This window comes from Leptolyngbya sp. FACHB-541, from assembly GCF_014695875.1.
Taxonomy (GTDB): domain Bacteria; phylum Cyanobacteriota; class Cyanobacteriia; order Elainellales; family Elainellaceae; genus JAAUTN01.
This window is the reverse complement of sequence record NZ_JACJPC010000051.1, coordinates 121,211-144,022: the sequence shown is the minus strand read 5'-3', so window position 1 is coordinate 144,022 and position 22,812 is coordinate 121,211. Positions and strand designations below refer to the sequence as shown.

Below are 22,812 nucleotides of genomic sequence, written 5' to 3'. Positions count from 1 at the left end.
CCATGACAAAACATACGCTGTTTGTTTGTAGAACATGTAGTGCGACGATCGCCCACGATGATGTCACCGACGACACCATTACAGAGGGAGTTTTGTTACTTAAACAGTTACAGGAATTGAATCTGACCGAACTGAATGTGCAATCAGTAGGGTGTTTATGGACGTGCGATCGCCCCTGCTCTGTTACTTTTGCCTGTCCTGGAAAATACACCTATCACTTTTTTGATCTGCACCATGCCGAATGTGTATCTGAATTGCAGCAGTTTAGCGAACTCTACCAGAATAGCGCTGACGGATATGTGAAACCGCCCAAAATGCCAGGAGAGTTGCGATCGCGCTTGCTAGTTAGAGTTCCACCCTTGCCAGAACCTTGAAGGAAAGATGCGATCGCTATAGTAGATCTCCTCCTGCGTGAAATCGCCTGGAACCGACCCTTAGACAGTTGTTCGATGCTCAATCAACTCGTTAAAAATAGAGAAATGCTATGAAGATCAGGAGTTTAAACGATGAGTACACAGCAGGAGCATCCGGATGACAGCGCTATCACTCCTTTAGGGGAAGATCAGCAAAACGTGAGAATGCTTGGAATTGATGGCAATCGCCCGATTGATGGCAGCGATCTTCAGGTACAGAACGTTTTACCAGTAGATGGCAATCGTCCGATCGTTTCTGATGACCTTGATGTACGCGACACCCTCGAAGTGGATGGCCGCCGTCCAATTGCGGCTAGCCCAATAGAGACTGATAAAACTTTGGGGATTGATGGTAATCGCCCAATTACTCCTAGCAATTTTGATGTGAAAGAAGTTGTCCACGAAGATGGCAGACGACCGATTGAAACAAACGAAGTTCAAGTTCTCAAAACGCTTCCAGTGGATGGCGATCGCCCAATCACTTCAAATAATCTAGAAACTCCGGATATGATCCGCGACTATATTGACTAGGCAGATACTCAATTCTTACCATTGCCTCCTTGTATCCGCTCTCATAGCAAAATCACAAGACTTACGCAACTATTTGCGCTCTAGTATAGCCATTCGTAATCCTAGCCCAATCAAAACACTTCCTGAAGTCAGCAATTCGCGGTTGTCAGGTTAAGCGATCGCCTAGCCTACCTGCAAAATGACCAATCATTCCATAAATTAGTAAGCACAGAGTTGTAAAGGAGAGTCCATAAATTAGCATCTGTAAGGCCACATACCCGATCTGAGCATCTACAAATTGAGGCAGAAATGCCACGAAAAGTAGAATGCCTTTAGGATTAAGAATGCTAGTAATCATCCTTTCCTATCTGAGATGCGTCACACACAATGCAGTCATTGTGAATAGGTTAACGTTTTTTTCAGCTTCCTACTATTGGGCAATTTAGACTAGGCATTTGCACTAGTCATCTTCCAACGATAGAAGTTTCTCATCCAAATCCTTGACATAAGGCTGTACTAAATCTTCTGGGACAATGCGTTTGCGGAGCGCATCGCTCACGGCTCCTTTTTCTGCAAGAAGCAGTCGCCGTCGAACTGCATCTAGCCCGCTGCGATCGCTCTGCAATTCACCTACTCGATGCTGATTATGAAAATCTCGCAGCACTCGTTCTGATTGTGCCACTCGCGCTTGATAAGATGCCCACAGTTCCTCGTAAACTGCCTTGGGTAGCACACCTGATTTTAGTAAACTATCCAATTCATCTTGAGCTGCTTTAGCCGCAATCAACTGGATCTGCAACTTTCCCATCTCCTGCATTATCTCAGAAGCATGGCTAATGTTAAGGCGTTTGATTATCCAGGGTATGACTAATCCTTGTATCACCAGAGAAAATAAAACGGCACCAAACACCAATTCAATAATGAGATCTCGTCCAGTTAAAGTGAGGGGAATCGCAACGGCTAGCGCCATTGAAAGAGAACCTTTGATATTCCCTAAGACTAGAACGTGCTGCCATCGTAGTGGAATAGGACGATCAAATCTTCGCAGTCCTGCTAGCAGTAAATAAACTGAGAGAATCCGTCCCAGTTGGTATGCCAAAATCACAAGTAGAATCGATGGCAAAATTCTCCAGAGTGTGGCTGGATTGATCTCGATACCAATCAGCAGAAAAATAAATGTGTTGACTCCAAAACCTGCATATTCCCAAAAGCTCAGCAGAGTAATGCGATCAGATGCAGAGGAACTGCGAGGTAGTCCCAGACTGCCGAAAACCAGTCCCGCGATGACTACAGCCACCGCACCCGATACGCCCAAAAGTTGCCCGATCTGAAAGGTTCCCAACGCTAGAGCGACCGTCAGCAAGAGACTACTTAACGGGTCATTCAAGCGAACAAATATGGGTAGGCTCAAGTAGCCTAAAATGGCACCCACTAGTCCCCCGCCCAAAGAAACAACAAGCAGTTCCTTCACACCTTGCACAGCCGTGAGCGAACCTGTTGTATAAATAACTAAAATTAAATTGAAAGAAATTAGAGCAGCTGCATCATTAAACAGGGTTTCTCCCTCGACAATGGTGGATAGTCGAGAAGGCACACGGATTTCCTTAAAGACTGCAATCATCGAAACTGTATCGGTATTTGCCAGAATCACTCCAATCAGCAAGGCAGGAATCCAATCCATCCCCAAACCATACTTCACGATCGCTGCAATGATTGCCGAAGATAAGATTGACCCTGGTCCTGCTAAAAGGGCGATCGGCTTGAAGGTACTGCGGAGACGGCTGACATCGGTATTGATTGCCGCTTCAAAAATCAAAATTGGCAGGAAAAGATTGAGAACTAGAGAGGGGTCTAACCCAATCCGATGCGAGAGAACCTCTGTAATGGGTAACCCTGCCAGAACTAACCCTGTTACATAGGGAATTCGCAACCGCTGAGTCACCAGAGCAACCACCGTTGCGATCATAAGCAAAATAATCAGAACAATGACCAGTTCAGGAATGCTGCCTGCCGCTTGACCGCTTTCAACAGGGCTGTTGCTTAACGGATTTTGTTGCGCGACCATCCACTCCATTGCCGATCCTCCCATAAGTCGCTATTCCCTGAATTCAAAGGTTAACTACTGTTTGAGTCTACAGGAATTCCCACTGTGCTTGAAGGATCAACGCTGCATCAGAGTAATAAGGTGAATGTTAATGGGGTTGAAACATCATCTGTGTTTTGCTTGGGTGATTGTGGCGATCGCGCTTGTTTCTTGCTCAACTCAATCTACCCCACAGAAGCAACGAACCATTAGAGAGCGCGAAACGTCACTAAGGGAAGTCACGTTAGACGAGACAAAAGTGGTAATGGGGCAACCGTATAGGTCCCTGTGTATTCACACATTTATCATTACAATAGCCCCTAGAAACGGTATAAGTATTGAGAAAATTTTCATTAATGATAGGCTTCTTGGTGTAAGCTCGTTTTCCCTTTCTCACTTACCTAGAAACAATGGCGATCGCCCTTTCTCAAAGTGACTACTGGAATTTGGTTCAGAAGAATATAGCTGATGAGCAAACTGCATCTACCCCCGATTCGGCTGACATTACCTGGCACTATCCAGCCCAGTTGGGGCACGGTTCTATTCGAGAAATTCGGCTGCGTGAGGGGTTAGTTTTAGCAATCGCCGACTACCAACTTCACCAGGATTTGATTGTTGAGGTGCCTGAACGTGAACACCCGCTGGAATATGAATTTACGGTTGTTCAAGAGCATCCTCAACAGTCTTGTTTTTCAGAGCATTACTTCTTTTCGGGAGGTGGTTTGGCTGAAAGCAGCATTCATGAGGATGTTTCGGGTTGGCAGGTTCTCGACGTGAGTTTTCATCTGGAACCAGAGTTGTTTCGGTTGTGGATGGGCGATCGCCTCGAACATGCACCCCCGCTGAGGGAATTGGTGAATCCCTTGAAACAAGACCGCTATACCTATGAGGCAACTCCGACGATGGCAATGCGAGCTGTCGTGCAGCAAGTTCTCAACTGCCCTTACACAGATATGACCCGGCAGATTTACCTGGAGAGCAAAGTTTGGGAACTGGTGTCCCTCCATCTGGAACAAATGCTGCATCCGCTCCAAAACCCGCCTCAACCGTCCTTTAAGCCCGATGATATTGATCGACTTCACCATGCCAGGAAAATTCTGTCGCAACACCTCAATAATCCACCCTCACTTAAAGGTTTAGCTCGTCAAGTCGGGTTAAATGAGTTCACGCTAAAGCAAGGCTTCCGCACTATTTTTGGCACTACTGTCTTTGGCTGCTTACACCACTACCGCATGGAACGAGCCAGAGCATTGCTGGAAGCTGGAAGCTTGAACGTGAGCGAAGTTGCTCGTGAAGTGGGGTTTGCTAACCGAGGCTATTTTGCGGCTGCCTTTCGCAAAAAATTTGGCACTAATCCTAAAGCCTATTCGCTTGTTGCTAAGCAGCAGGTAGGTTAAAAAATTCCTGTTAGTGATCAAAAAATTCCCGCTGTTGATCAAAGCGATCGCTCACACGTTCAATCTTACCTGTAAGCTATTTGAGAATTATTTGCAGATAAGCAAATGCAAAACGAAGTAAGGGAATCGCCTGGTTTTTCTGGTCTGATTTCCTTTCCCTGGTGTTGGCGTGTGGAGGCATGATGAATCAATTACAGCGATCGATCTTTGTGGCAACGGTGCTGTCAGTTTGCTGTGTCCAATCGGCATGGGCAGAAGTCAATTCAGAAAATTTAGGAGTTGAGAATTCTCTAGACATCAATTCTTTAGAACAGGTAAGTGCAGCCAACAGCATTCCTCAAATCAGTGAGTTAGAACCTTCTGCAACAACTGTTGATGAGTGGATTACCCAAATTGCTCAGTCCTCCATTGTTGAGATTACTGGAATACAGGTGAATCCATCGGATGCTGGACTTGAAGTAACCCTGGAAATAACCGGAACGCAGCCAACACCGTCTACATCCGTTGTCGGAAATGCATTGATCATCAATATCCCTGCTGCGGTGTTATCTCTATCTGATGCGGATGAGTTTCAACAGTCTAATCCGGCAGAGGGAATTGCGCTAATCAGTGCAACAAACTTACCCAATAACCGCGTGCGAGTAGCTATTACTGGAGCAGATGCACCTCCGACAGTCTCCATCAACGGAGTAGACCAAAATTTAATATTAAGTATCACTTCAAATGCCGAAAGCGTTGGGGCAACCGAAGAGGACGCTATTCAAGTAGTAGTAACGGATGAGCAAGAGGAAGGGTACATTGTGGATAATTCCACGACCGCAACCCGGACTGATACGCTCATTCTAGAAGTTCCTGGTTCGATTCAGATAGTTCCACAGCAGGTGATTCAAGAGCAGAACGCACTACGATTACCTGATATTTTTCGTAACGTGAGCGGGATTGGAGAAGAAGGCGGATTTGGTGATGCGCTGGATCAGTTCAACATTCGAGGGTTTACGGCAACGGGTCAAATATTTCGCAATGGAATTCGGGTGCCCAATGTTTTTTCACCCCTAGTTGAAACAGAAAATTTGGAGCGGGTTGAAATTCTAAAGGGGCCCGCATCGGTGTTGTATGGGGCACTTGAGCCAGGTGGCATTATCAATTTAGTGACCGAACAGCCACTCGATGATCCACGCTATGCAGCATCACTCTCAGTCGGTAGTTTTGGGCTACTTCGTCCTACGTTTGATTTAACAGGACCATTAAACGCAGATGAAACTCTGCTTTACCGCATCAATGCAGTGTATGAAACAGGAGAAAGATGGCGCGATTTTGATACGGATATTGATCGGTTCTATGTTTCACCTGTTTTAACCTGGCGGATTAGCGATCGCACCGACCTCACGATTGATGGAGAATACCTATATGATGAACGTCCCGTGGACCGAGGCATTCCAGCAATAGGCGATCGCCCTGCTGATATTCCGCGCGATCGTGTCTTTGGCGACCCCGATGATTTTATTCGCACGGAAAGCTACAGCCTTGGCTATCAGTTAGAGCATGAATTGAATGACGACTGGCGCGTTCGCAATGCCTTTCGTTTCCTGCAAACTAACTCCATCAACCTGCGGCTTGATCCATTCTCTCCAGAAGGTCTAGATGAAACAACGGGCATTCTGACCCGTGCCTTTAACTTTAATGATCCGCTCGAAGAAAGCTACATTGTACAAACTGATGTAGTCGGTGAGTTTGCGACTGGTCCAGTCGATCACACACTCCTGTTTGGGGTTGACTATGTCCGTCAGTATCAGCATTTTGAGACTTTCTTTGGCGATGCGATCGCACCCATTAACATCTTTGATCCGGTCTACGAAGAACTCGATCGTCCCTCACTGTCTGACTTTGTCGTGCCGGGATTTGATATCGTTAGCGACAGCGTTGGCATTTTTCTTCAAGACCAAATTGACCTGACTGATGATCTCATTCTTTTAGTAGGTGGACGCTTTGACTTCATTGACCAGGAATCAATCGACATTGAATCCAGCTCTACAACCACCCAATACGATGAAGCATTTAGCCCGCGTGTTGGAATTGTTTATCAGCCGATTGAGGATCTTTCTTTCTATGCTAGTTTTTCGCGATCGCTCGTTCTGAATGACTCAGTTCAAGCTGATGGATCATTCCTGGAACCAATTCGTGGCACGCAGTATGAGATCGGCGTTAAAGGGGAACTGTTGGATGGCAGACTGCTGACGACCCTGGCTGCCTACAACCTTACCAGAACCAACATTGGAGTACCTGACCCCGAAAACATTGATTTTTTCATTTCCACCGGGGAACAGCGGAGCCGAGGCATTGAACTGGATGTTTTAGGAGAAATCTTGCCAGGTTGGAATGTCATCGCCTCCTTGGGCTACATTGAGGCCGAAGTCACAGAAGACGGAGGCAGTGAGCTAGAAGGCAATCGACTGCGAAACGTGCCAGACTACACCGCCAGCCTGTGGACAAGCTACGAAATTCAGTCGGGTAACCTGGCAGGACTCGGATTTGGAGCCGGAATCTTCTATATTGGCAACCGTGCAGGCGATGCCCAAAACACCTTTGAGCTACCGAGCTACCTGAGAACCGATGCCGCACTCTATTACCAACGTGATAACTGGCAAGTGGCGCTAAATGTCAAAAACTTGTTTGATGTAGAGTACTTTGAATCGGTGAACTTTGGCAGATTATCCATCGAACCGGGGGCACCCAGAACTGTCGTTGGTACAGTATCGGTAGAGTTTTGATGGTAAGTGAGTCATGTCTTTACAACGTTGGCTGCATATGCAGAAAATTCCTTTTCTCATTTCAAAATTGTGCAGTTCCATTCGTTGGGGGCTACTCACTTGCTTTTGTGTAGGATTGGTCATCGCTTGTGCTGGAAAGCCTCAAACGTCTGTCCCTTCAGCCTCACCATCAGACTGCCGCGTAATTCAACACGCAATGGGAGAAACTTGTGTTCCGGCAAATCCTCAACGGGTGGTGGCGCTCAGCGGCTTTGCTGTTGATACGATCTTTTCCCTGGACATGCAGCCCGTTGGTGCAATCACAAATGTTTCAAGCCAGTGGGCGAATAAGATGCAGGAAGTTGCCTCTCTAGGAATGGATGAGCAGGTAAACCTGGAAAAGATTCTTGCTCTTCAGCCCGATCTGATTTTGGCAAGCCGATGGAACGCTGAACCTATTTATGAACAGCTATCGGCGATCGCCCCCACCGTCCTTGATGATGCCATTCTGGGTGAGTGGAAGAAATCATTTACCCTTCATGCTGCTGCCCTCGGCAAAACGCAGGAAGCTAAACAACTCATGAATCAATATCAGCAGCGAGTAGAAGACTTGCGATCGCAATTGGGCAACTCCATCCAGCAAACCAAAGTCTCACTGGTTCGCATCTTTCCAGAAGGGATTGGTCTTTATCTCAAAAACTCCTTTGCAGGTCATGTTTTAGACGACATTGGCTTCCCTCGACCTCCTGCCCAAGACAAAGGCGTTCTCGGTGAAGAACCGTTTGTCGTTGTAGTGAGTAAGGAAAACATCCAAGATGCAGATGGAGACGTTATCTTTGTCTGGACATTCGGTGCAACGCCAGAGATTGCCCAATCTGCTCAAACTGCATTACAGCGTATTCAAACTGATCCCTTATGGTTACAGCTCAATGCAGTACAGCAAGGAAAGGTCTTTGAAGTCAAGGATCACTGGCATGTAGCCAGCACACCTACTCAAGCCATGATGGTTTTGGATGATTTGTCTAACTATCTAATGAATTCAGCATCTTCAAAACTCGATCGCGTTCTAGAACGCCAAACTTCAACGACTCAAACCAGTTGGCAGAAAAATGCGATCGCCCAATCCCTTCCTGCAAACCAATAAAACCGGGTCTTTTTTAGGACTTATGATCTCTGGAATGGCTTAAATGGTCCTATCGGCATGGAACTGGTGATTGAACAATTGCGGCAATTTCTGCTGTGATTTTTGACCTTGAATTTGACATTGAGTAGATCGGGTTGCGTTGCGTAAACTATTCCGTTTAGGCATCAAAATACTCCCGCTAGGAGCCAAACCTGCCTTACCCACAGGCAATCTTTGCGGTAAGCTGCACCAAGACCTTTTGAAGGGCGATCGCACCTGCTAGTGAGGGTTCCACCTGTGCTCAGCTAAACAATGCAAATTCCTCTCAAGCAATACACTTCTCTCCTAGTACACTACCTCAAGCCACAGCAGGGCCGTGTGGTTGGATTGGCGATCGCCCTCCTCAGTAGCATTGGCTTCCAAATTCTCAATCCGCAAATTCTGGGCTACTTCATTGATACTGCCGTATCCGGTGGCTCCCAGCAAAAACTTTTGACAGCGGCCTTTCTCTTCATGGGTCTGGCTTTACTGACACAGATTTTAACGGTCACGGCTACCTACTTAGGCGAAATGGTTGCCTGGACTGCTACTAATGCTCTACGGCTCGATTTAGCCAAACATTGTTTAAACCTAGATCTGTCCTTTCATAAATCTCACACCCCTGGAGAATTATTAGAGCGAGTGGATGGAGATGTGAATCTGTTGTCTCGTTTCTTTTCTCAACTCGTCATTCATGTGTTAGGCAACGGTGTTTTATTGCTGGGAATTCTAATCATTTTGTTTGCTGAAAACCTGTTAGCAGGTGTGAGTTTAACTTTATTTTCACTCATCGCATTGTCACTGTTGCTAGGCATACAAGCCGTTGCCGCTACTCCCTGGGCAGCCTATCGGCAGGTGAGTGCTGATTTTTTTGGCTTCTTAGGTGAACATCTAGTAGGACGGGAAGACATTCGTGCCAATGGAGCCGTTAGCTATGTCATGCGCCGTTTTTATGAACTCTTACAACGATGGTTGCCCATCTATCAAAAAGCTAGATTTGCGAGTACGATCCTTTGGTCTACGAGCGTGGGGTTGTTTACCCTGGGCAATGCGATTGCCCTTGCCGTTTCTGCTTACCTGTGGAACCAAAACGCGATCACGATTGGGACTGCCTATCTCATCTTTCACTACACCAACCTCCTCAACCAACCGATCGAACGCATCCGCGAAGAACTGGAAGAATTGCAGCAAGTTGAAGCCAGTATTCACCGGATTCGAGAGTTGTTGAATGTGCGATCGCAGATACAAGATTTGGGTAATGCTCATTTGCCAGCAGGAGCTTTGTCCGTTTCATTTCAACAGGTTTGGTTTAGTTATGAAAGCATTAAACAGGGGAATCGTGAGCAAAAGATTACTCCTTCACCCTCTATCCATACGCTTCAGAACCTCTCCCTGCATCTACCTGCTGGACAGACCCTCGGATTGCTTGGACGCACTGGAAGCGGCAAAAGCACGATCGCCCGTTTGCTCCTGCGGCTCTACGATGTTCAGACCGGGGAGATCCGCTTAGGAAATATTCCGATCGCCCAAACCCCCCTTTCTGAGCTTAGGCAACGAGTGGGGTTAGTAACCCAAGATGTACAGTTATTTCAAGCTAGTGTTCGAGATAATTTGACTTTTTTTGATGCTCGAATTCGGGATACAGAAATTCTGGAAACGTTGAATAACTTGGAGCTAACGGAATGGCTCCAGTCATTACCCAATGGGTTAGATACTCAACTTGGGGCAGACAGTGCCGGACTTTCAGCAGGGCAGGCGCAGCTATTAGCTTTTGCCCGTGTGTTTCTCAAAAACCCAGGACTGGTGATTCTCGATGAAGCCTCGTCTCGGCTTGATCCAATAACAGAGCAATGCATTGAACGGGCGATCGCCCGACTTCTCCACAATCGCACAGGAATCATCATTGCCCATCGGTTAGCCACTATCCAGAGAGTTGATCAAATTCTGATATTAGAGCAGGGGAAAGTGGTGGAATATGGCGATCGCTTTACCCTCCAAAATGATCAGCGATCGCGCTTTTCACAATTACTCAAGGTGAACGCTACGACTCTAATGGCATAGTTCAGAATGTCATATTCAGACTTTTGCGTTGTAACTCTATTCAATATTCAATCTAATTAAGAATGACCACTCAAAGAATAGCAATCTGGAAACTTCTCTGGCGAATGATTCGCTACGCCTTTGGGCTGTACTTGCTAGATACCATTTTGTGGCTGTTTATTGCAGGACTACCTGTTGTACCCGGTTTAATCATCCGTGAGTTTTTTAACACCCTAACCAGCACAGAGACAAGTGGCAGCGCTCAATTGATCTCTCTGCAATCCCCGATGGTGTGGGTGGCGTTGATCTTTGCAGTGGGTGCTGCTCGCATTGTCGCTATCTTTGCTGGACGCGTTACCAAAACCCAGCACCGCTTTACGATGAGTTCTTTACTGCGACGCAATTTGTTAGACAAGTTGTTGCAGCGTCCAGGTGCAGAATCTCTCACAGTGGGTCGTAAAACAGTTTCACCCGGTGAGGTCATTAGTTTCTTTCGAGATGATGCGGCTCAGGTAGAAGATACTGTGGTGGGCACCAATGAAATTTTTTCAGCCGGGGTGTTCGCAATCGTTGCTCTCATCATTCTTTTCAACGTCAATGCACGGTTAACCTTACTAGTCTTTTTACCCTTGGTGGCGATCGCTCTCACCCTTCAACATGCTGAGGCTCGCATAAAGCGGTATCGCTCTGCTAGCCGTCAGGCAACCCAACAGGTAACTGGATTAATTGGAGAATTATTCTCCGCTGTGCAAGCCATTCAGGTCGCAGGAGCCGAAACTCCTATTCTCAACCATCTGCGCTGGCTCGGTGACCAACGCCAACAACGTGTGGTGCAAGATCAGGTTTTTACAGCAATCATCCAGTCTAGTTTAGAAAATTTGGTCAGCCTGGGTACCGGTCTAATCCTATTAGTGGCAGCCCAATCTGGAGTGGGGGTTGGCGATTTGCTTTCAGAGACACTTCGCGAACACACGCTCAGTGTGGGTGACTTTGCTTTATTTGTGTATTACCTGGCGTTTGTTACAGATTTTTTGTGGTTTTTCGGCGGCTTCTTAGCTCTAACAAAGCAAACAGAGGTGTCATTAGAGCGGATGGGAACGTTGATTAGCAGTGTGGAAGAGCAGGAGAGTAACAGAGTGGAAGGGCTGGTTGAACCTGCACCGCTGTATTTGCCCGATCTCAAAGGGCGAATGACTGAATTGCCTGCGATCGCCCAACCCAAAAGAGATACTGCCCTTGAAGAGTTAAGAGTGGAAAATCTGACCTACCGCTATCCAGGCAGTGACGCTGCTTCGCAGCGCTGGACTGATCGTGGCATTACCAATATCAGCATGACGTTGAAACGAGGTAGCCTGACCGTTATCACAGGTCGAGTCGGATCAGGGAAAACGACGTTGCTGCGAGTCTTACTGGGTCTACTCCCCAGACAATCTGGGGAAATCTACTGGAACGGATCGCGCATCGAACAGCCTGATCGGTTTTTTGTGCCGCCACGCAGTGCCTATACACCACAGGTACCCCAGTTGTTCAGCAATACGCTGCAAGAGAATTTGTTGATGGGATTTCAGACTGATGAGGCGGAATTGAGGAAGGCGATCGCCATTGCTGCGCTGGATCACGATCTCGCTGCAATGCCAGAAGAACTCAATACCCTGATCGGCTCCAAAGGAATGCGTCTTTCCGGTGGGCAACAGCAACGCGCTGCCGCTGCCCGAATGTTGCTCCGGCGACCCGAACTACTCGTCTTTGACGACCTCTCCAGTGCGCTTGACCTTGAAACCGAACAAATCCTCTGGTCACACCTCCTTGCCGCTACACCTCGCTCCCCTATTTCTTACAACCCTACCTACCTCGTCGTTTCTCACCGTCCCTTTGTTCTACGTCAAGCCGATTACATCATTGTTCTTAAGAATGGTGTGGTTGACGCAGCAGGGAAACCAGAAGATCTCAATATTGTGATGTAAAGCAAAAAATAAATTAACCGAATTGGGTGTAATACCGTTTCTAATGAAGCTGCATATTTTGAAACGTGCTAAACGACCCAATCTTTGGGTTATTTGTTAGGGTTAGAGAGAGTTCGAGGTCAGGCTATGCAACCTATCATTCGTAATACTTTCATTCGTCTCATCGCCTTTGTTGAGCGAGTCTTGCGCGGACTAATTACAGCATTGCAGAAAACGTTCGTTTTCTTTAGTAAGCTCTTTGGTTTGAGCACACCCAGCTATTACTTTGAGGACAAAGCTCAAGAGGATGAACCGGCTGAATCTGCTACAACCTCAGTTGCTAGCAATGCAGTTAATCTTCGTCCCAATCGCCGCCGCTCTGAAAGCGAAATGGACTACTTCCGCAACATGGCCCGACAGATTGATAAACCTAATTAACATCAAACCCTCCTAGATAACCGCAGTTCCCGTAGGGATAGGTTTTGCCATTCAGCCTCGGCTCCATCTGAGTTTTGGCTGCTAAATCTACCCGTACCATGTTGCCGTTGTTTAGAAGGATTTGATCTGAGTAACGCCTGCAAAGTCTATACAGTTTCTCGATATCCGCCGAATACCACAAAGCTAAAGTTTTTGTACCAGCAGTCTACATCTTGAAACCCTGCGGCTTCTAGCCAGCTTAACTGGAGATCAAGAGGGGCAAGGCGATCGAACTCCATTCGCTTTTGGGCAGCAGCAAGTTCATCGGTCGAAACACCGAGAGTTTGCACTGAGTTGAGCCAGTTTTGCCGATAGAGCTTATCCAAATAAGCTGTTTTGCCCTGTACCTGATCAGCGTTGATAAATATTCCACCGGGTTTGAGTGACTGATAGATGCGACGGTAGAGCGTTGCTTTACTTGCATCAGACAAGTGGTGAATGGATAGGGCAGAAATGATCAGGTCGTAGGAGTTACCAAAGTCGGTTTCTGCATAGTCTCCAATCAAAACTTGGGGAGATTTGCCTAGTCCTGCAAACCGAGCCTGGGCTTTTTCTAACATCTCTAGCGCAAAATCCATTAGGGTGAATTCTGCGTTGGGAAATAGCGCCTGCACCATGCCGGAATACAGTCCAGTTCCTGCTCCCAAGTCCAGAGCTTTGAGGGATTTAGTACGTTCAAATGGAATCACCTGAACGGCTGTGCCATAAAAGTCATCAAAACAGGGAATCAGAATGCGCCGCAGCCCATCGTACTCGGCAGCAGCCCGATTAAACGCAGTTTGGATATTCATGAATTCTCAAGTTCTCTAAAAGTTGGGAATTTCGGCGAACATACTCACTCTCTGATGCGGTTCTGCGGAAGGTTGCTTTTGCCAATAGCTATAGAGCCGATTCAGGGCATTCACATAGGCGTAGGCAGAAGCCACGACGATATCCGTGTCAGATGCCTGCCCGACAAACAATCGCTCCTGATAGCGCAGATGGATTGTGACGCGTCCCAGTGCGTCAATGCCTTCGGTAACAGATTGGACAGAGAACTCAATCAATTCGTTGGGCACCTGAACTAGCCGATTCACGGCTTTGTAAACGGCATCAACCGGACCAGTTCCCACAGCCGCGTCGGTTAGAATCCTGCCATCAGGCATGAGAACCGTCACTGTGGCAGTTGGGCTGGAGCAATCGCCACAGGACACCTGCACCTGCTCAAGCTGAAAGGCGTGTTCGACCTGAACCTGTAGCTCGTCACGGGCGATCGCCTCCAGATCCCGGTCAGAGACCTCTTTCTTCTTATCCGCTACTTCTTTGAAGCGATGAAACGCCCGGTTCAAATCTTCCTCGTTTAGCTCAAAGCCCAACTCTTGCAAACGAGTCCTAAAGGCATTGCGACCGGAATGCTTGCCCAGCACAATCTGGTTCGCAGGCAAGCCAACTGAGGCAGCATCCATAATTTCGTAGGTTTCCCGGTGCTTGAGAATGCCGTCCTGGTGAATCCCAGACTCATGGGCAAAGGCATTTGCACCCACGATCGCCTTGTTGGGCTGCACTGACATTCCGGTTGCGGTGGAAACCAATCGGGAGGCTTTGTAGATTTCTTGAGTATTGATCCGGGTTAGCGGCGCTTCCGAATTGGCTGGACGACCTAGAAACACATTGAAGTGTGACTTGCGAACTTGCAGCGCCATCACCACTTCTTCTAATGCAGCGTTACCTGCCCGTTCGCCAATGCCGTTAATTGTGCATTCCACCTGACGCACGCCCTGCTCGATTGCCGTCAGCGCGTTTGCTGTTGCCAAACCCAAATCATTTTGCGTGTGAACCGAGAGAATGACCTGATCGATTCCAGGCACATTTTCTCGAATGCCGCGAATCAGTGCTTCCATATCCTTGGGAGTGCAGTAGCCAACGGTGTCGGGGATGTTGAGCGTAGTCGCTCCAGCGGCGATCGCCCGCTCCAACACCTGATACAAAAACTCCGGGTCAGAACGGCTAGCATCCATCGGCGAAAATTCTACGTCCGTCACAAAGCTTTTGGCATAGGCAACCATTTCTTCGGCGATCGCCAACACTTCCTGGCGCGACTTCTTCAACTGATATTTCAAGTGAATATCAGAGGTTGAAATAAACGTATGAATCCGAGGATGCGCCGCAGGCTGTAAGGCTTCTGCCGCCGTCTGAATATCTTGCCGAACCGCTCTAGCCAAACTGCAAATAATTGGCCCACCTTCAACACCGACAATCTTTGCAATGTTATTCACTGCCTCAAAATCACCGGGACTGGAAACCGCAAACCCAGCCTCAATCACATCCACACCCAGCCGCGCCAGTTGTTGAGCAATCACCAGCTTCTCTTCCGGGTTTAGCGTTGCACCGGGAGACTGTTCGCCATCCCGCAGGGTCGTATCAAAGATAATGACTCGGTCTGGTTGGGGTTGAATGCTCATGGTTGGCTCCTGATCGAGGGGGTTGAGGATGAGGGACGAGGATGAATACTGTATTCATCTTCATCCCTCATCCTTTACAATGAATATTGTATACAAAAAATCGTATACAAAAATAAAATATCCGTGATCATTTTATGGAATCAGTAGATTTAGGTGACCTAGCAGCGGGTGTGTTGCGCCATCAGCGGAGTACGCCTGACCTGATTGCCGATGCGCTGCGAGAGGCGATCGTGCAGGGCGTATTCCAGGAAGGACAGTCGTTGCGGCAAGATGAAATTGCGGCTCAATTTGGTGTGAGCCGAATCCCGCTGCGGGAGGCGTTGCGACAGCTTGAGGCAGAGGGACTGGTACTGCTTTCTCCTAATCGTGGGGCAACGGTGGCGATCATGTCTCCGGCAGAGGCGCAGGAAATTTGTGAGATTCGTGTCGCGCTAGAGAGTTTGGCGCTTCAGCTTGCGATTCCAAAGCTGACAGAAGCAGATTTGCAGAAGGCAGCTGATATTTTGGAGAAAACCGAGCGCGAAACCGATGTGGGGCGCTGGGCAAAGCTGAACTGGGAATTTCACGCGGTGCTTTATGGGGCTGGCGATCGCCCTCGTCTACTATCCCTAATCAAAACGCTGCATGTGAATATCGATCGCTACATTCGACTGCAAATGGCGAAGATGAACTATTTAGAGAAATCGCAGCAAGAGCATCAGCAAATCCTGGATGCTTGCCGCAAGGGTGACTCAAAAACAGCAGTGAGGCTGCTCAAGCGTCACATTGAAACCGCAGGAGAGCAACTGGTTACATATTTACGGAATGGACGGTAAGCGGCTAGTAGCAGGGCGTTGCTGAATGCGGGCATGATTCACGGATTTCAATCCCCTCTGTAGGGTGCCCTTACGGAATTCATACATCAAATCAGCAACGCCAGTAACAGTGCGATCGCCTAGTGGAATTCAATATCACGAAGCAATCAATGCATTTTTGCGGCTGCGAGTGATCTAGGCGACTTGACAAATCAATTTTATTTGAAATGATGAACACAATCTGTTAGTTTAATACAAAACGATTTAGCCAGATTAAATCCAATCATGAAAGGGATATCAATGAGTGCCATCCTGTTAGGACACAACAGTCCGAATTGATATGAGCCTCTTTGAGACGGGGGTGACTGTGGAATTTTGTGCAGGCGAAACGGGTATCAACCACGTCTCCTGCTCCATTACGACTGGACCAGATCAAGTTTGGCAGGGAGAGAACTGTGTTTGAGGGGCGATCGCCGCAAATCTCACCCTAGAGCAGTTGTTGGAAAGAGAGGCAGCATTTTAATGAGTGTGAAAGTCGGCATCAATGGATTTGGCAGAATTGGGCGACTCGCATTGCGGGCTGCGTGGGATTGGCCAGAACTAAAATTTACTCATATTAATGAAGTAAAGGGTGGATCAGAAACCGCAGCACACCTACTCAAATTTGACTCCGTTCATGGACGCTGGGCACCGGAAGTAGCCGCCAAAGATGGGCAAGTTTGGATTGCAGACCAATCCCTCAGCTTCAGCGAACACAGCACTCCCGATGAAGTGCCCTGGGAAGATCTGGGTATTGACTTGGTTCTAGAATGCTCCGGCAAATTCAGAACCGTGCAATCTCTTGATCCTTATTTCAAGCGAGGGGTGCGAAAAGTCATCGTGGCGGCACCCGTGAAAGAAGGGGCGCTAAACGTCGTCATGGGGGTGAACGATCATCTGTATGAACCTGACAAATACGATCTGCTCACAGCCGCTTCCTGCACCACAAACTGTCTGGCTCCTGTGGTAAAGGTGATTCATGAAGGGATGGGAATTCGTCATGGTGTCATCACTACAATTCATGACAACACTAATACCCAAACGATTGTGGATGCACCTCACAAAGACCTGCGACGGGCTAGAGCCACTAGTTTGTCTCTGATTCCCACGACTACCGGGTCGGCAACGGCGATCGGGCTAATTTATCCAGAGCTAAACGGTAAGCTCAACGGCTTAGCCGTGCGAGTCCCCCTACTCAATGCATCTCTCACCGACTGTGTATTTGAAGTGAATCGTCCGACTACCGTTGCAGAAGTCAACAGTTTGCTCAAAACCGCTGCTGAAGGTTCACTCCAAGGCATTTTGGGTTACGAAGAACGTCCTCTTGTCTCGATTGACTACAAAGACGATCCACGTTCTTCCATCATTGATGCCCTCTCAACAATGGTTGTGGATGACACTCAGGTCAAAATTCTCGCCTGGTATGACAACGAATGGGGCTATGCCAACCGCATGGTAGAACTAGCGCGAAAAGTTGCGTTGAACCTTTACACGAACTGCCCTTCTCACTTTTATGGAAATGACTGCATCCACTGCTGACCGAGCCAATCTACGCAACTACATTCTGGTGACGATCGCCTATTGGGGATTCACTATCACCGATGGTGCCCTACGAATGCTGGTGTTGCTCTATTTCAACCGGATTGGCTATAGTCCGCTAGAAATTGCAATGCTGTTTTTGTTCTATGAAGTTTTTGGCGTTGTCGCCAACTTTTTAGGTGGATGGATTGGTTCCCAGATGGGGCTAAAGGTGACGCTCTACACAGGCATCGGGCTACAGGTCTTCTCACTGGTGTTGCTGGCGTTTCTCAATCCAGAGTGGACGCAGTGGTTTGCGGTGGTTTTTGTCATGGTTGCTCAGGCATTCTCTGGCATTGCCAAAGACCTAACCAAAATGAGTTCCAAAAGCGCCATTCGACTGGTGGTGCCTCAGGAAGCACAGTCCTCATTGTTTAAGTGGGTAGCAGTCCTGACTGGCTCCAAGAATGCACTCAAAGGAGTAGGTTTCTTTGTTGGTAGCGCTCTGCTTGCTACAGTTGGCTTTGAAAACTCACTATTAATCATGGCAGCAGGACTGTTTGCTATCATGCTGACGGGCTTCTTCCTACCCAAAGGGATGGGGAGAATCAAAGCAAAAATAGGATTCAAACAACTCTTTTCTAAGAGCCGTGAGATTAATATCTTGTCTGCTGCCCGGTTTTTCCTGTTTGGCTCTAGGGATGTCTGGTTTGTCGTCGGTCTGCCGGTCTTTCTGTATGACGTGTTGGGTTGGACATTCACGCAGGTCGGAGGGTTTCTAGCCTGCTGGGTGATTGGCTATGGCACCATTCAATTTCTTGCGCCAACACTATTAAACCGATTTGGCTCCGGTCAACCGCCCAGAGCAGCAACGATTCAGTTCTGGACGTTTACCCTAACCGCAGTGCCAGCGGCGATCGCCCTCGCACTCTCCCTCAATCTTCCAGCCAACCTGGTGATCATTGCCGGACTCACCATTTTTGGCGTTGTTTTTGCTTTTAACTCAGCCGTTCATTCCTATCTGGTATTGGCATTCACCGATGATGACAAAGTGGCGCTAAACGTCGGGTTTTACTACATGGCGAACTCTGGTGGACGATTAGCAGGTACGGTTCTATCAGGACTCATTTTTCAGTTTTTTGGGCTGGTCGGCTGTCTCTGGACATCGATGATTCTAGTGTTAGCAGCAGGAATCATTTCCTTGAAATTGCCTGACCCACAGCCTCAAAAGGCGATCGCCTGGAAAGCTGGCAGTGGAGACTAGTACATTCATCAACCATTGACGCAATGGCACCAGTAAATTGCCATTGCGTCAATGATCAATCACCTAAAACACAAAGTTACTTGCTGCATTCAAACTCTCTAACGAGAGATTGTTTCCTTGGACATTGATAAATGGGATAGATGGACGATTTCCGGTTGAGCCGTCTTCATCGATCTGGATGGAGAATCTGCCAGAGTTCCCCTGCTGGAAGACTTCAACATAACCATCGGCGATCGCATCATTACCGCTGTAGCCACCTGCAATCAGGCTATCTAACAATTGGGTCAACACCAGTTTGTCTTGCCCCACTTCAAAATCGGTGATGGTGTCACCGCGATCGTCAATATTCGTGTAAACGATGCGATCGCGTCCGCCGCCCGTTGTGACCGCATCATTTCCGGCAAAGCCAGTAATCTGGTCGTTGCGATCGGTTCCGGTGAGATTGTCACGTTGGGAAGTGCCGTTAATCACATTAAACTCTGGTGCGAGGTCGAGTCCGATGACAACCGGATCGTGGTCAGAGGTGCGAAAAGCGTTGGGTTCATACAGATCATTGCCAGAGGGTTCCGCCTCAAAACTGGCTTCTCCTGCGCCGTCATCAATGGTGTCGTTGTAGTCAAATACAGGAATTTCATCTGCGTTGATGTGCCATTCTGCAACACCCGTTACCTGTGGTTCCATCGACTCACTGGCTAAAGCATGATCGAGGTAGCCAAGCTGCCCGTTAAAGACATAGCTGTAGGCATCATCACCGCCAAATTTTTCCACCAGATCGGTGTAGCCTGCATTCTTGATCGTTGTGATTGGCGTTTCCCCTTTGTAGGCATTTAAGTCGCCAATAATCAGATAGTCCGTATCACCCTGCCCGGTTGGGTCAGTGGGAAGCCAGGTATTCACCAAATAGTCGGCAGCTTTGGTGCGCGTGTCGTTAAATTGACCCTGACCATCATTCTGGTCAACATCTGCTCCTGTGGCATCGCCTCCACCCTTGGACTTGAGGTGATTCACCACCACATTAAATACAGAGCCGAAGTCTGCATCATTAGAGTCGATTACCTCAAATGCCTGGGCGATCGCCGGACGATTGCGCTGAATGCCAGCGTTGTTGGGATCGGTGAATTCGGAGTCAAGCAAAATTGCTTCTTCTCCTCTAGGCTGCAACACAGCAGGCTTATAAATGACAGCAACCGTGATTTGATCCGTGCCTACTACACCCGTGTCGATGTAGTCGTAGGTTCCTTCACCCACAACGGCATTCAGACGATTCACCAGTTCTTGGACAGCAGTACCATTGTTTTCAATTTCAACCAAACCAAATACGTCTGCGTCAATTTCCGCTAGAGCAGCCGTGAGTTTTGCATTTTGCCGCTCAAACTCAGCTGCACTATCGGCTCCACGAGGGGAACCATTGCCGCCCGTAGTGTCGATGCTGGTGAAATAGTTTAACACGTTGAAGTTAGCGACTTTAATATTACCGCCAACGTCGGGTGATGTTTCAGGACGAGGATTATTCACAGTGAACTCAACCGGATCAGCCTCGGTAGGACGAATTCTCCAGGCATCCGTACCAGCCTGCCCAGCAAATGACCAGTGCAATACTCCAGTCAAGTTGTTGATCGTGTCTCCACCCCGGAAGAAATCAGTGCCTTGAGTCCCGGTACTTAATCCATCGGGCTGCGGGTAGTAGATTACACCGTTTGACAACGGTGAGTTTTGAATGTTATCATCATCATCCAAAATAATCCGGCTGCGCTCTAAGTTATCCAAAAACTCAGTGTATTCTGCTGCGGTTGGGGTGTCATCAATGTGACTGTATTGGAAGGGGCGATCGCCTTCGGTCAAAACGATCTGACCATAGCGGGCTAGCTCAAAGTACTCGGAGACATGCAGCGTATCTGCAAACTCGACGCGCATTCCTTCAGATTGTTCGTAGTAGTCATCAATGTTACCCGTCGCAGGCAAATCAAGGGTCGTCGTCGTGACTTGTCCGATATTGTTATCGCCATCGACCAGTTTGATGCTGTCAGCCGTAGTAGCACTGACCTGAGTCATACCAAAAAACTCACTGACATTGCCTGTCACCCGAACAACTTGCCCCTCCTGCACGTCTAAAGGCGCATTGTTGCCCGTAAAAACAAAGATGCCTTCAGAGGTGGTTGCATCTCCATCCTGATCAGCCGTTTCCTCTTGAATGAAGAAGCCTCGAAGCTGGTTGGTCAACTGAAAGTCAGCAACAACCACTCCCTCAAGGGTGACGTTTTGCCCCGTAAGCGGGCTGACATCGTTGTGAGCACCACCTGCCTGCTGAGTAGATGCGTTGCCCTGAATCTGATGGATTTTGGTGACTGCGATATCATTATCTGTGATATTGACTGTCAAGTTTGGTATGGCAAGCCCGTTATAGTTTGCGTCTGCACTTGCAGTTATGTGAGAGATGGTACCCGTATGGGGAGAAGTCTCAGCGTCGTTATCATCAATTGCCCTGACCGTAACTGTCTGGGGTGTGGTGTTACCCAGCCTCACCTCTAACGATCGCGTGAAAGTTGTGCCATCCACACTGATCTCAGTTTGAGTATCTGCATTGATTGTGATGATGACTGGGTTGCTGGGCGTAGTTTTAAGAGCGATCGCATAGGTATCAGTCTGACCCGCCTCACTCACGGCAGTGCTGCTATCTGTTCGGGTAATGGTGATTCCTGTATCATCATTGCCCTGAAAGATTTGACCTACATTCACCTCACCAAAGCTGTCATCAGCCGCAGGTGCCCAGGTAAAATCTGTACTGGTGCGACCTGTTCCCTGAAGCTGGAGGGAAGAGCCAACCGGAGTCGAATCTAGTTCCCGTACGCCAATATCGACGCTCTCTAGTCCGACAGCGGGGCCATCAAGGGCTGTAAAAACGCCTTCGTAGCTGAGAAATTGTACGACAGCACCCGTGTCATCGACTAAGGCGATACCATCCGGAGCACCGTTCTGGATACCGTTAGAAGGATAAGTAACGGTGATAGTGCCAAACCCATTTTCCTGATCGGAGATAGTGAGTCCGGCGAGCGATCGCCTACTGTACTCTAAGCCATTTGCTCCGTTATAAAGAACAATCTGCCATCCGGTCAAATCAGTTCCGGCTAACCCCGCTAGTTCAATCGCTTCGCCAGTATCAGTTCCAGCGTTGTCGTAGTGAAATTCGTTGATAAATATGTTCGCCATGAGCCGCCTTTGTGAATGTGAAGAATAAGTGTGAAGAACAACCGTGAACCGTCTAGCGCTTTGGCACGCAGCAAAACTTGTAGCCCCTTCTTTAATAAGCAGGGACAATTCACTCAGGGCACCGATGATGGTATGAAGGCTAAACTGTGTTCAAATTTACCAACTTAACAATTCTCACAGTCACTTTAAGGCGGGTTTAACCCTGACTTAAGCCTCAATGCGACTACGGAAACTTCACAATCGCTTCACACTTGTAAAGGGATTTTCAGGGACATCAGCTAAATGCTTAGGCTCGTTGAACCATGGCATCAATACCAATTTCAACCATTCCTATTCCAACCATTGGTGTTTTCAAAACTCTAATGTTCTCAAAATTCATATCCTTTTTATTCGCAGCTAAGCATTTTGGAGCATACGCGGGGCACGCTCCAGGATGCTCAGCCTTAGGAAAAGTTAGTATCAGTTAAACTTAAAGCATTTCGATAGGCATCCAATACCGTTGAATGACTTGGAGGAGAGACAGGTGAATTCTAAAAATACTGAGCCACACCCCCGTACTTTGAAACAGATGACCCTGTTATTCTTAGGCGGCTCGGGTGCGGGTCTTATTCTCTTTGCTCTGTTTGGTGGAGTATGGCACGTCTCCCATTTTGGCTGGGCGATGGGAACTACAACGGTATCGTGTGGACTGTTGGCCGTGCTATTCCGCCAAAACTTTGAAAAGATGTTAACTGCGTTAATGGATAATGCCCCTTGGCTTTAGCACTCGCTGAGAAT

18 protein-coding genes are annotated in these 22,812 nt (G+C 48.0%); 13 read left to right on the top strand and 5 right to left on the bottom strand.

Annotated elements, in window-relative coordinates; all coding sequences use genetic code 11:
- The first annotated feature begins 2 nt into the window (after positions 1–2).
- Together H6G00_RS11190 and H6G00_RS11185 are read left to right on the top strand one after the other, a co-directional pair.
- Entirely contained in the window at positions 3–374 is a 372-nt protein-coding gene (locus H6G00_RS11190) for a DUF1636 domain-containing protein (protein WP_190796772.1), read from the top strand.
- 132 nt (positions 375–506) lie between these two features.
- Positions 507–944 (top strand): hypothetical protein, encoded by a 438-nt coding sequence (locus tag H6G00_RS11185; protein WP_199318430.1) that lies wholly within the window; start codon positions 507–509, stop codon positions 942–944.
- 145 nt (positions 945–1,089) lie between these two features.
- Here the strand turns inward: H6G00_RS11185 and H6G00_RS11180 are convergent, their stop codons facing one another.
- Both H6G00_RS11180 and H6G00_RS11175 read right to left on the bottom strand, forming a co-directional pair.
- A complete protein-coding gene (locus tag H6G00_RS11180) occupies positions 1,090–1,281 on the bottom strand; it encodes a hypothetical protein (protein ID WP_190643733.1) in 192 nt (63 codons plus the stop codon).
- Between the two features lie 102 nt (positions 1,282–1,383).
- Positions 1,384–2,988 (bottom strand): sodium:proton antiporter, encoded by a 1,605-nt coding sequence (locus tag H6G00_RS11175; protein WP_347278169.1) that lies wholly within the window; start codon positions 2,986–2,988, stop codon positions 1,384–1,386.
- An 84-nt stretch (positions 2,989–3,072) separates the two neighbouring features.
- Here H6G00_RS11175 and H6G00_RS11170 point away from each other — a divergent pair, with 84 nt between their 5' ends.
- From H6G00_RS11170 to H6G00_RS11140, 7 genes are all read left to right on the top strand, one after another.
- Positions 3,073–3,219 carry a hypothetical protein gene (locus H6G00_RS11170; protein WP_190796770.1) on the top strand — a complete coding sequence of 49 codons (147 nt, stop codon included), beginning with the start codon at positions 3,073–3,075 and terminating at the stop codon, positions 3,217–3,219.
- 197 nt (positions 3,220–3,416) lie between these two features.
- Entirely contained in the window at positions 3,417–4,403 is a 987-nt protein-coding gene (locus H6G00_RS11165) for an AraC family transcriptional regulator (protein ID WP_190796769.1), read from the top strand.
- A gap of 179 nt (positions 4,404–4,582) precedes the next feature.
- Complete coding sequence (locus tag H6G00_RS11160) at positions 4,583–7,171, top strand: TonB-dependent receptor (protein ID WP_190796768.1); 2,589 nt, start codon at positions 4,583–4,585, stop codon at positions 7,169–7,171.
- A 13-nt stretch (positions 7,172–7,184) separates the two neighbouring features.
- Positions 7,185–8,294, top strand: a complete 1,110-nt coding sequence (locus H6G00_RS11155; protein WP_190796767.1) for an iron-siderophore ABC transporter substrate-binding protein — start codon at positions 7,185–7,187, stop codon at positions 8,292–8,294.
- Positions 8,295–8,585: 291 nt separating this feature from the next.
- The gene (locus tag H6G00_RS11150; RefSeq protein ID WP_190796766.1) at positions 8,586–10,373 is read left to right on the top strand and encodes an ABC transporter ATP-binding protein; all 1,788 of its coding nucleotides are present in this window, start codon (positions 8,586–8,588) and stop codon (positions 10,371–10,373) included.
- A gap of 62 nt (positions 10,374–10,435) precedes the next feature.
- Positions 10,436–12,316 (top strand): ABC transporter ATP-binding protein, encoded by a 1,881-nt coding sequence (locus H6G00_RS11145; RefSeq protein ID WP_190796765.1) that lies wholly within the window; start codon positions 10,436–10,438, stop codon positions 12,314–12,316.
- Between the two features lie 126 nt (positions 12,317–12,442).
- Positions 12,443–12,733, top strand: coding sequence for a hypothetical protein (locus tag H6G00_RS11140; RefSeq protein ID WP_190796764.1), 291 nt, complete (start codon positions 12,443–12,445; stop codon positions 12,731–12,733).
- Between the two features lie 146 nt (positions 12,734–12,879).
- On the opposite strand, the gene H6G00_RS11135 is transcribed toward H6G00_RS11140, so the two are convergent.
- Complete coding sequence (locus H6G00_RS11135; RefSeq protein ID WP_190796763.1) at positions 12,880–13,563, bottom strand: class I SAM-dependent methyltransferase; 684 nt, start codon at positions 13,561–13,563, stop codon at positions 12,880–12,882.
- A gap of 15 nt (positions 13,564–13,578) precedes the next feature.
- Positions 13,579–15,213: a 2-isopropylmalate synthase gene (locus tag H6G00_RS11130; protein WP_190796762.1), complete on the bottom strand. Its 1,635-nt coding sequence runs from the start codon at positions 15,211–15,213 to the stop codon at positions 13,579–13,581.
- A 134-nt stretch (positions 15,214–15,347) separates the two neighbouring features.
- Here H6G00_RS11130 and H6G00_RS11125 point away from each other — a divergent pair, with 134 nt between their 5' ends.
- The 3 genes from H6G00_RS11125 to arsJ all read left to right on the top strand — a co-directional run bounded on the left by H6G00_RS11125 (position 15,348) and on the right by arsJ (position 18,828).
- Positions 15,348–16,028 carry a GntR family transcriptional regulator gene (locus H6G00_RS11125; RefSeq protein WP_190796761.1) on the top strand — a complete coding sequence of 227 codons (681 nt, stop codon included), beginning with the start codon at positions 15,348–15,350 and terminating at the stop codon, positions 16,026–16,028.
- A 501-nt stretch (positions 16,029–16,529) separates the two neighbouring features.
- Positions 16,530–17,585 carry an ArsJ-associated glyceraldehyde-3-phosphate dehydrogenase gene (locus tag H6G00_RS11120; RefSeq protein WP_190796834.1) on the top strand — a complete coding sequence of 352 codons (1,056 nt, stop codon included), beginning with the start codon at positions 16,530–16,532 and terminating at the stop codon, positions 17,583–17,585.
- Positions 17,566–18,828, top strand: coding sequence for an organoarsenical effux MFS transporter ArsJ (gene arsJ, locus H6G00_RS11115; protein WP_190796760.1), 1,263 nt, complete (start codon positions 17,566–17,568; stop codon positions 18,826–18,828). The genes H6G00_RS11120 and arsJ overlap by 20 nt, the downstream gene beginning before the upstream one ends.
- Before the next feature lie 63 nt (positions 18,829–18,891).
- Here arsJ and H6G00_RS11110 read toward each other — a convergent pair whose 3' ends face one another.
- The gene (locus tag H6G00_RS11110; protein ID WP_190796759.1) at positions 18,892–22,035 is read right to left on the bottom strand and encodes an ExeM/NucH family extracellular endonuclease; all 3,144 of its coding nucleotides are present in this window, start codon (positions 22,033–22,035) and stop codon (positions 18,892–18,894) included.
- Positions 22,036–22,603: 568 nt separating this feature from the next.
- On the opposite strand from H6G00_RS11110, the gene H6G00_RS11105 reads away from it, so the two are divergent.
- Entirely contained in the window at positions 22,604–22,798 is a 195-nt protein-coding gene (locus tag H6G00_RS11105) for a hypothetical protein (RefSeq protein ID WP_190796758.1), read from the top strand.
- The last annotated feature ends 14 nt before the right edge of the window (positions 22,799–22,812 follow it).

Coding starts and splice junctions, on each gene's coding strand:
- H6G00_RS11125 (WP_190796761.1), top strand. CDS start 15,348: ATGGAATCAGTAGATTTAGGTGACCTAGCAGCGGGTGTGTTGCGCCAT.
- H6G00_RS11110 (WP_190796759.1), bottom strand. CDS start 22,035: ATGGCGAACATATTTATCAACGAATTTCACTACGACAACGCTGGAACT.
- H6G00_RS11190 (WP_190796772.1), top strand. CDS start 3: ATGACAAAACATACGCTGTTTGTTTGTAGAACATGTAGTGCGACGATC.
- arsJ (WP_190796760.1), top strand. CDS start 17,566: ATGACTGCATCCACTGCTGACCGAGCCAATCTACGCAACTACATTCTG.
- H6G00_RS11160 (WP_190796768.1), top strand. CDS start 4,583: ATGATGAATCAATTACAGCGATCGATCTTTGTGGCAACGGTGCTGTCA.
- H6G00_RS11150 (WP_190796766.1), top strand. CDS start 8,586: ATGCAAATTCCTCTCAAGCAATACACTTCTCTCCTAGTACACTACCTC.
- H6G00_RS11140 (WP_190796764.1), top strand. CDS start 12,443: ATGCAACCTATCATTCGTAATACTTTCATTCGTCTCATCGCCTTTGTT.
- H6G00_RS11185 (WP_199318430.1), top strand. CDS start 507: ATGAGTACACAGCAGGAGCATCCGGATGACAGCGCTATCACTCCTTTA.
- H6G00_RS11130 (WP_190796762.1), bottom strand. CDS start 15,213: ATGAGCATTCAACCCCAACCAGACCGAGTCATTATCTTTGATACGACC.
- H6G00_RS11180 (WP_190643733.1), bottom strand. CDS start 1,281: ATGATTACTAGCATTCTTAATCCTAAAGGCATTCTACTTTTCGTGGCA.
- H6G00_RS11120 (WP_190796834.1), top strand. CDS start 16,530: ATGAGTGTGAAAGTCGGCATCAATGGATTTGGCAGAATTGGGCGACTC.
- H6G00_RS11105 (WP_190796758.1), top strand. CDS start 22,604: ATGACCCTGTTATTCTTAGGCGGCTCGGGTGCGGGTCTTATTCTCTTT.
- H6G00_RS11155 (WP_190796767.1), top strand. CDS start 7,185: ATGTCTTTACAACGTTGGCTGCATATGCAGAAAATTCCTTTTCTCATT.
- H6G00_RS11165 (WP_190796769.1), top strand. CDS start 3,417: ATGGCGATCGCCCTTTCTCAAAGTGACTACTGGAATTTGGTTCAGAAG.
- H6G00_RS11135 (WP_190796763.1), bottom strand. CDS start 13,563: ATGAATATCCAAACTGCGTTTAATCGGGCTGCTGCCGAGTACGATGGG.
- H6G00_RS11175 (WP_347278169.1), bottom strand. CDS start 2,988: ATGGTCGCGCAACAAAATCCGTTAAGCAACAGCCCTGTTGAAAGCGGT.
- H6G00_RS11145 (WP_190796765.1), top strand. CDS start 10,436: ATGACCACTCAAAGAATAGCAATCTGGAAACTTCTCTGGCGAATGATT.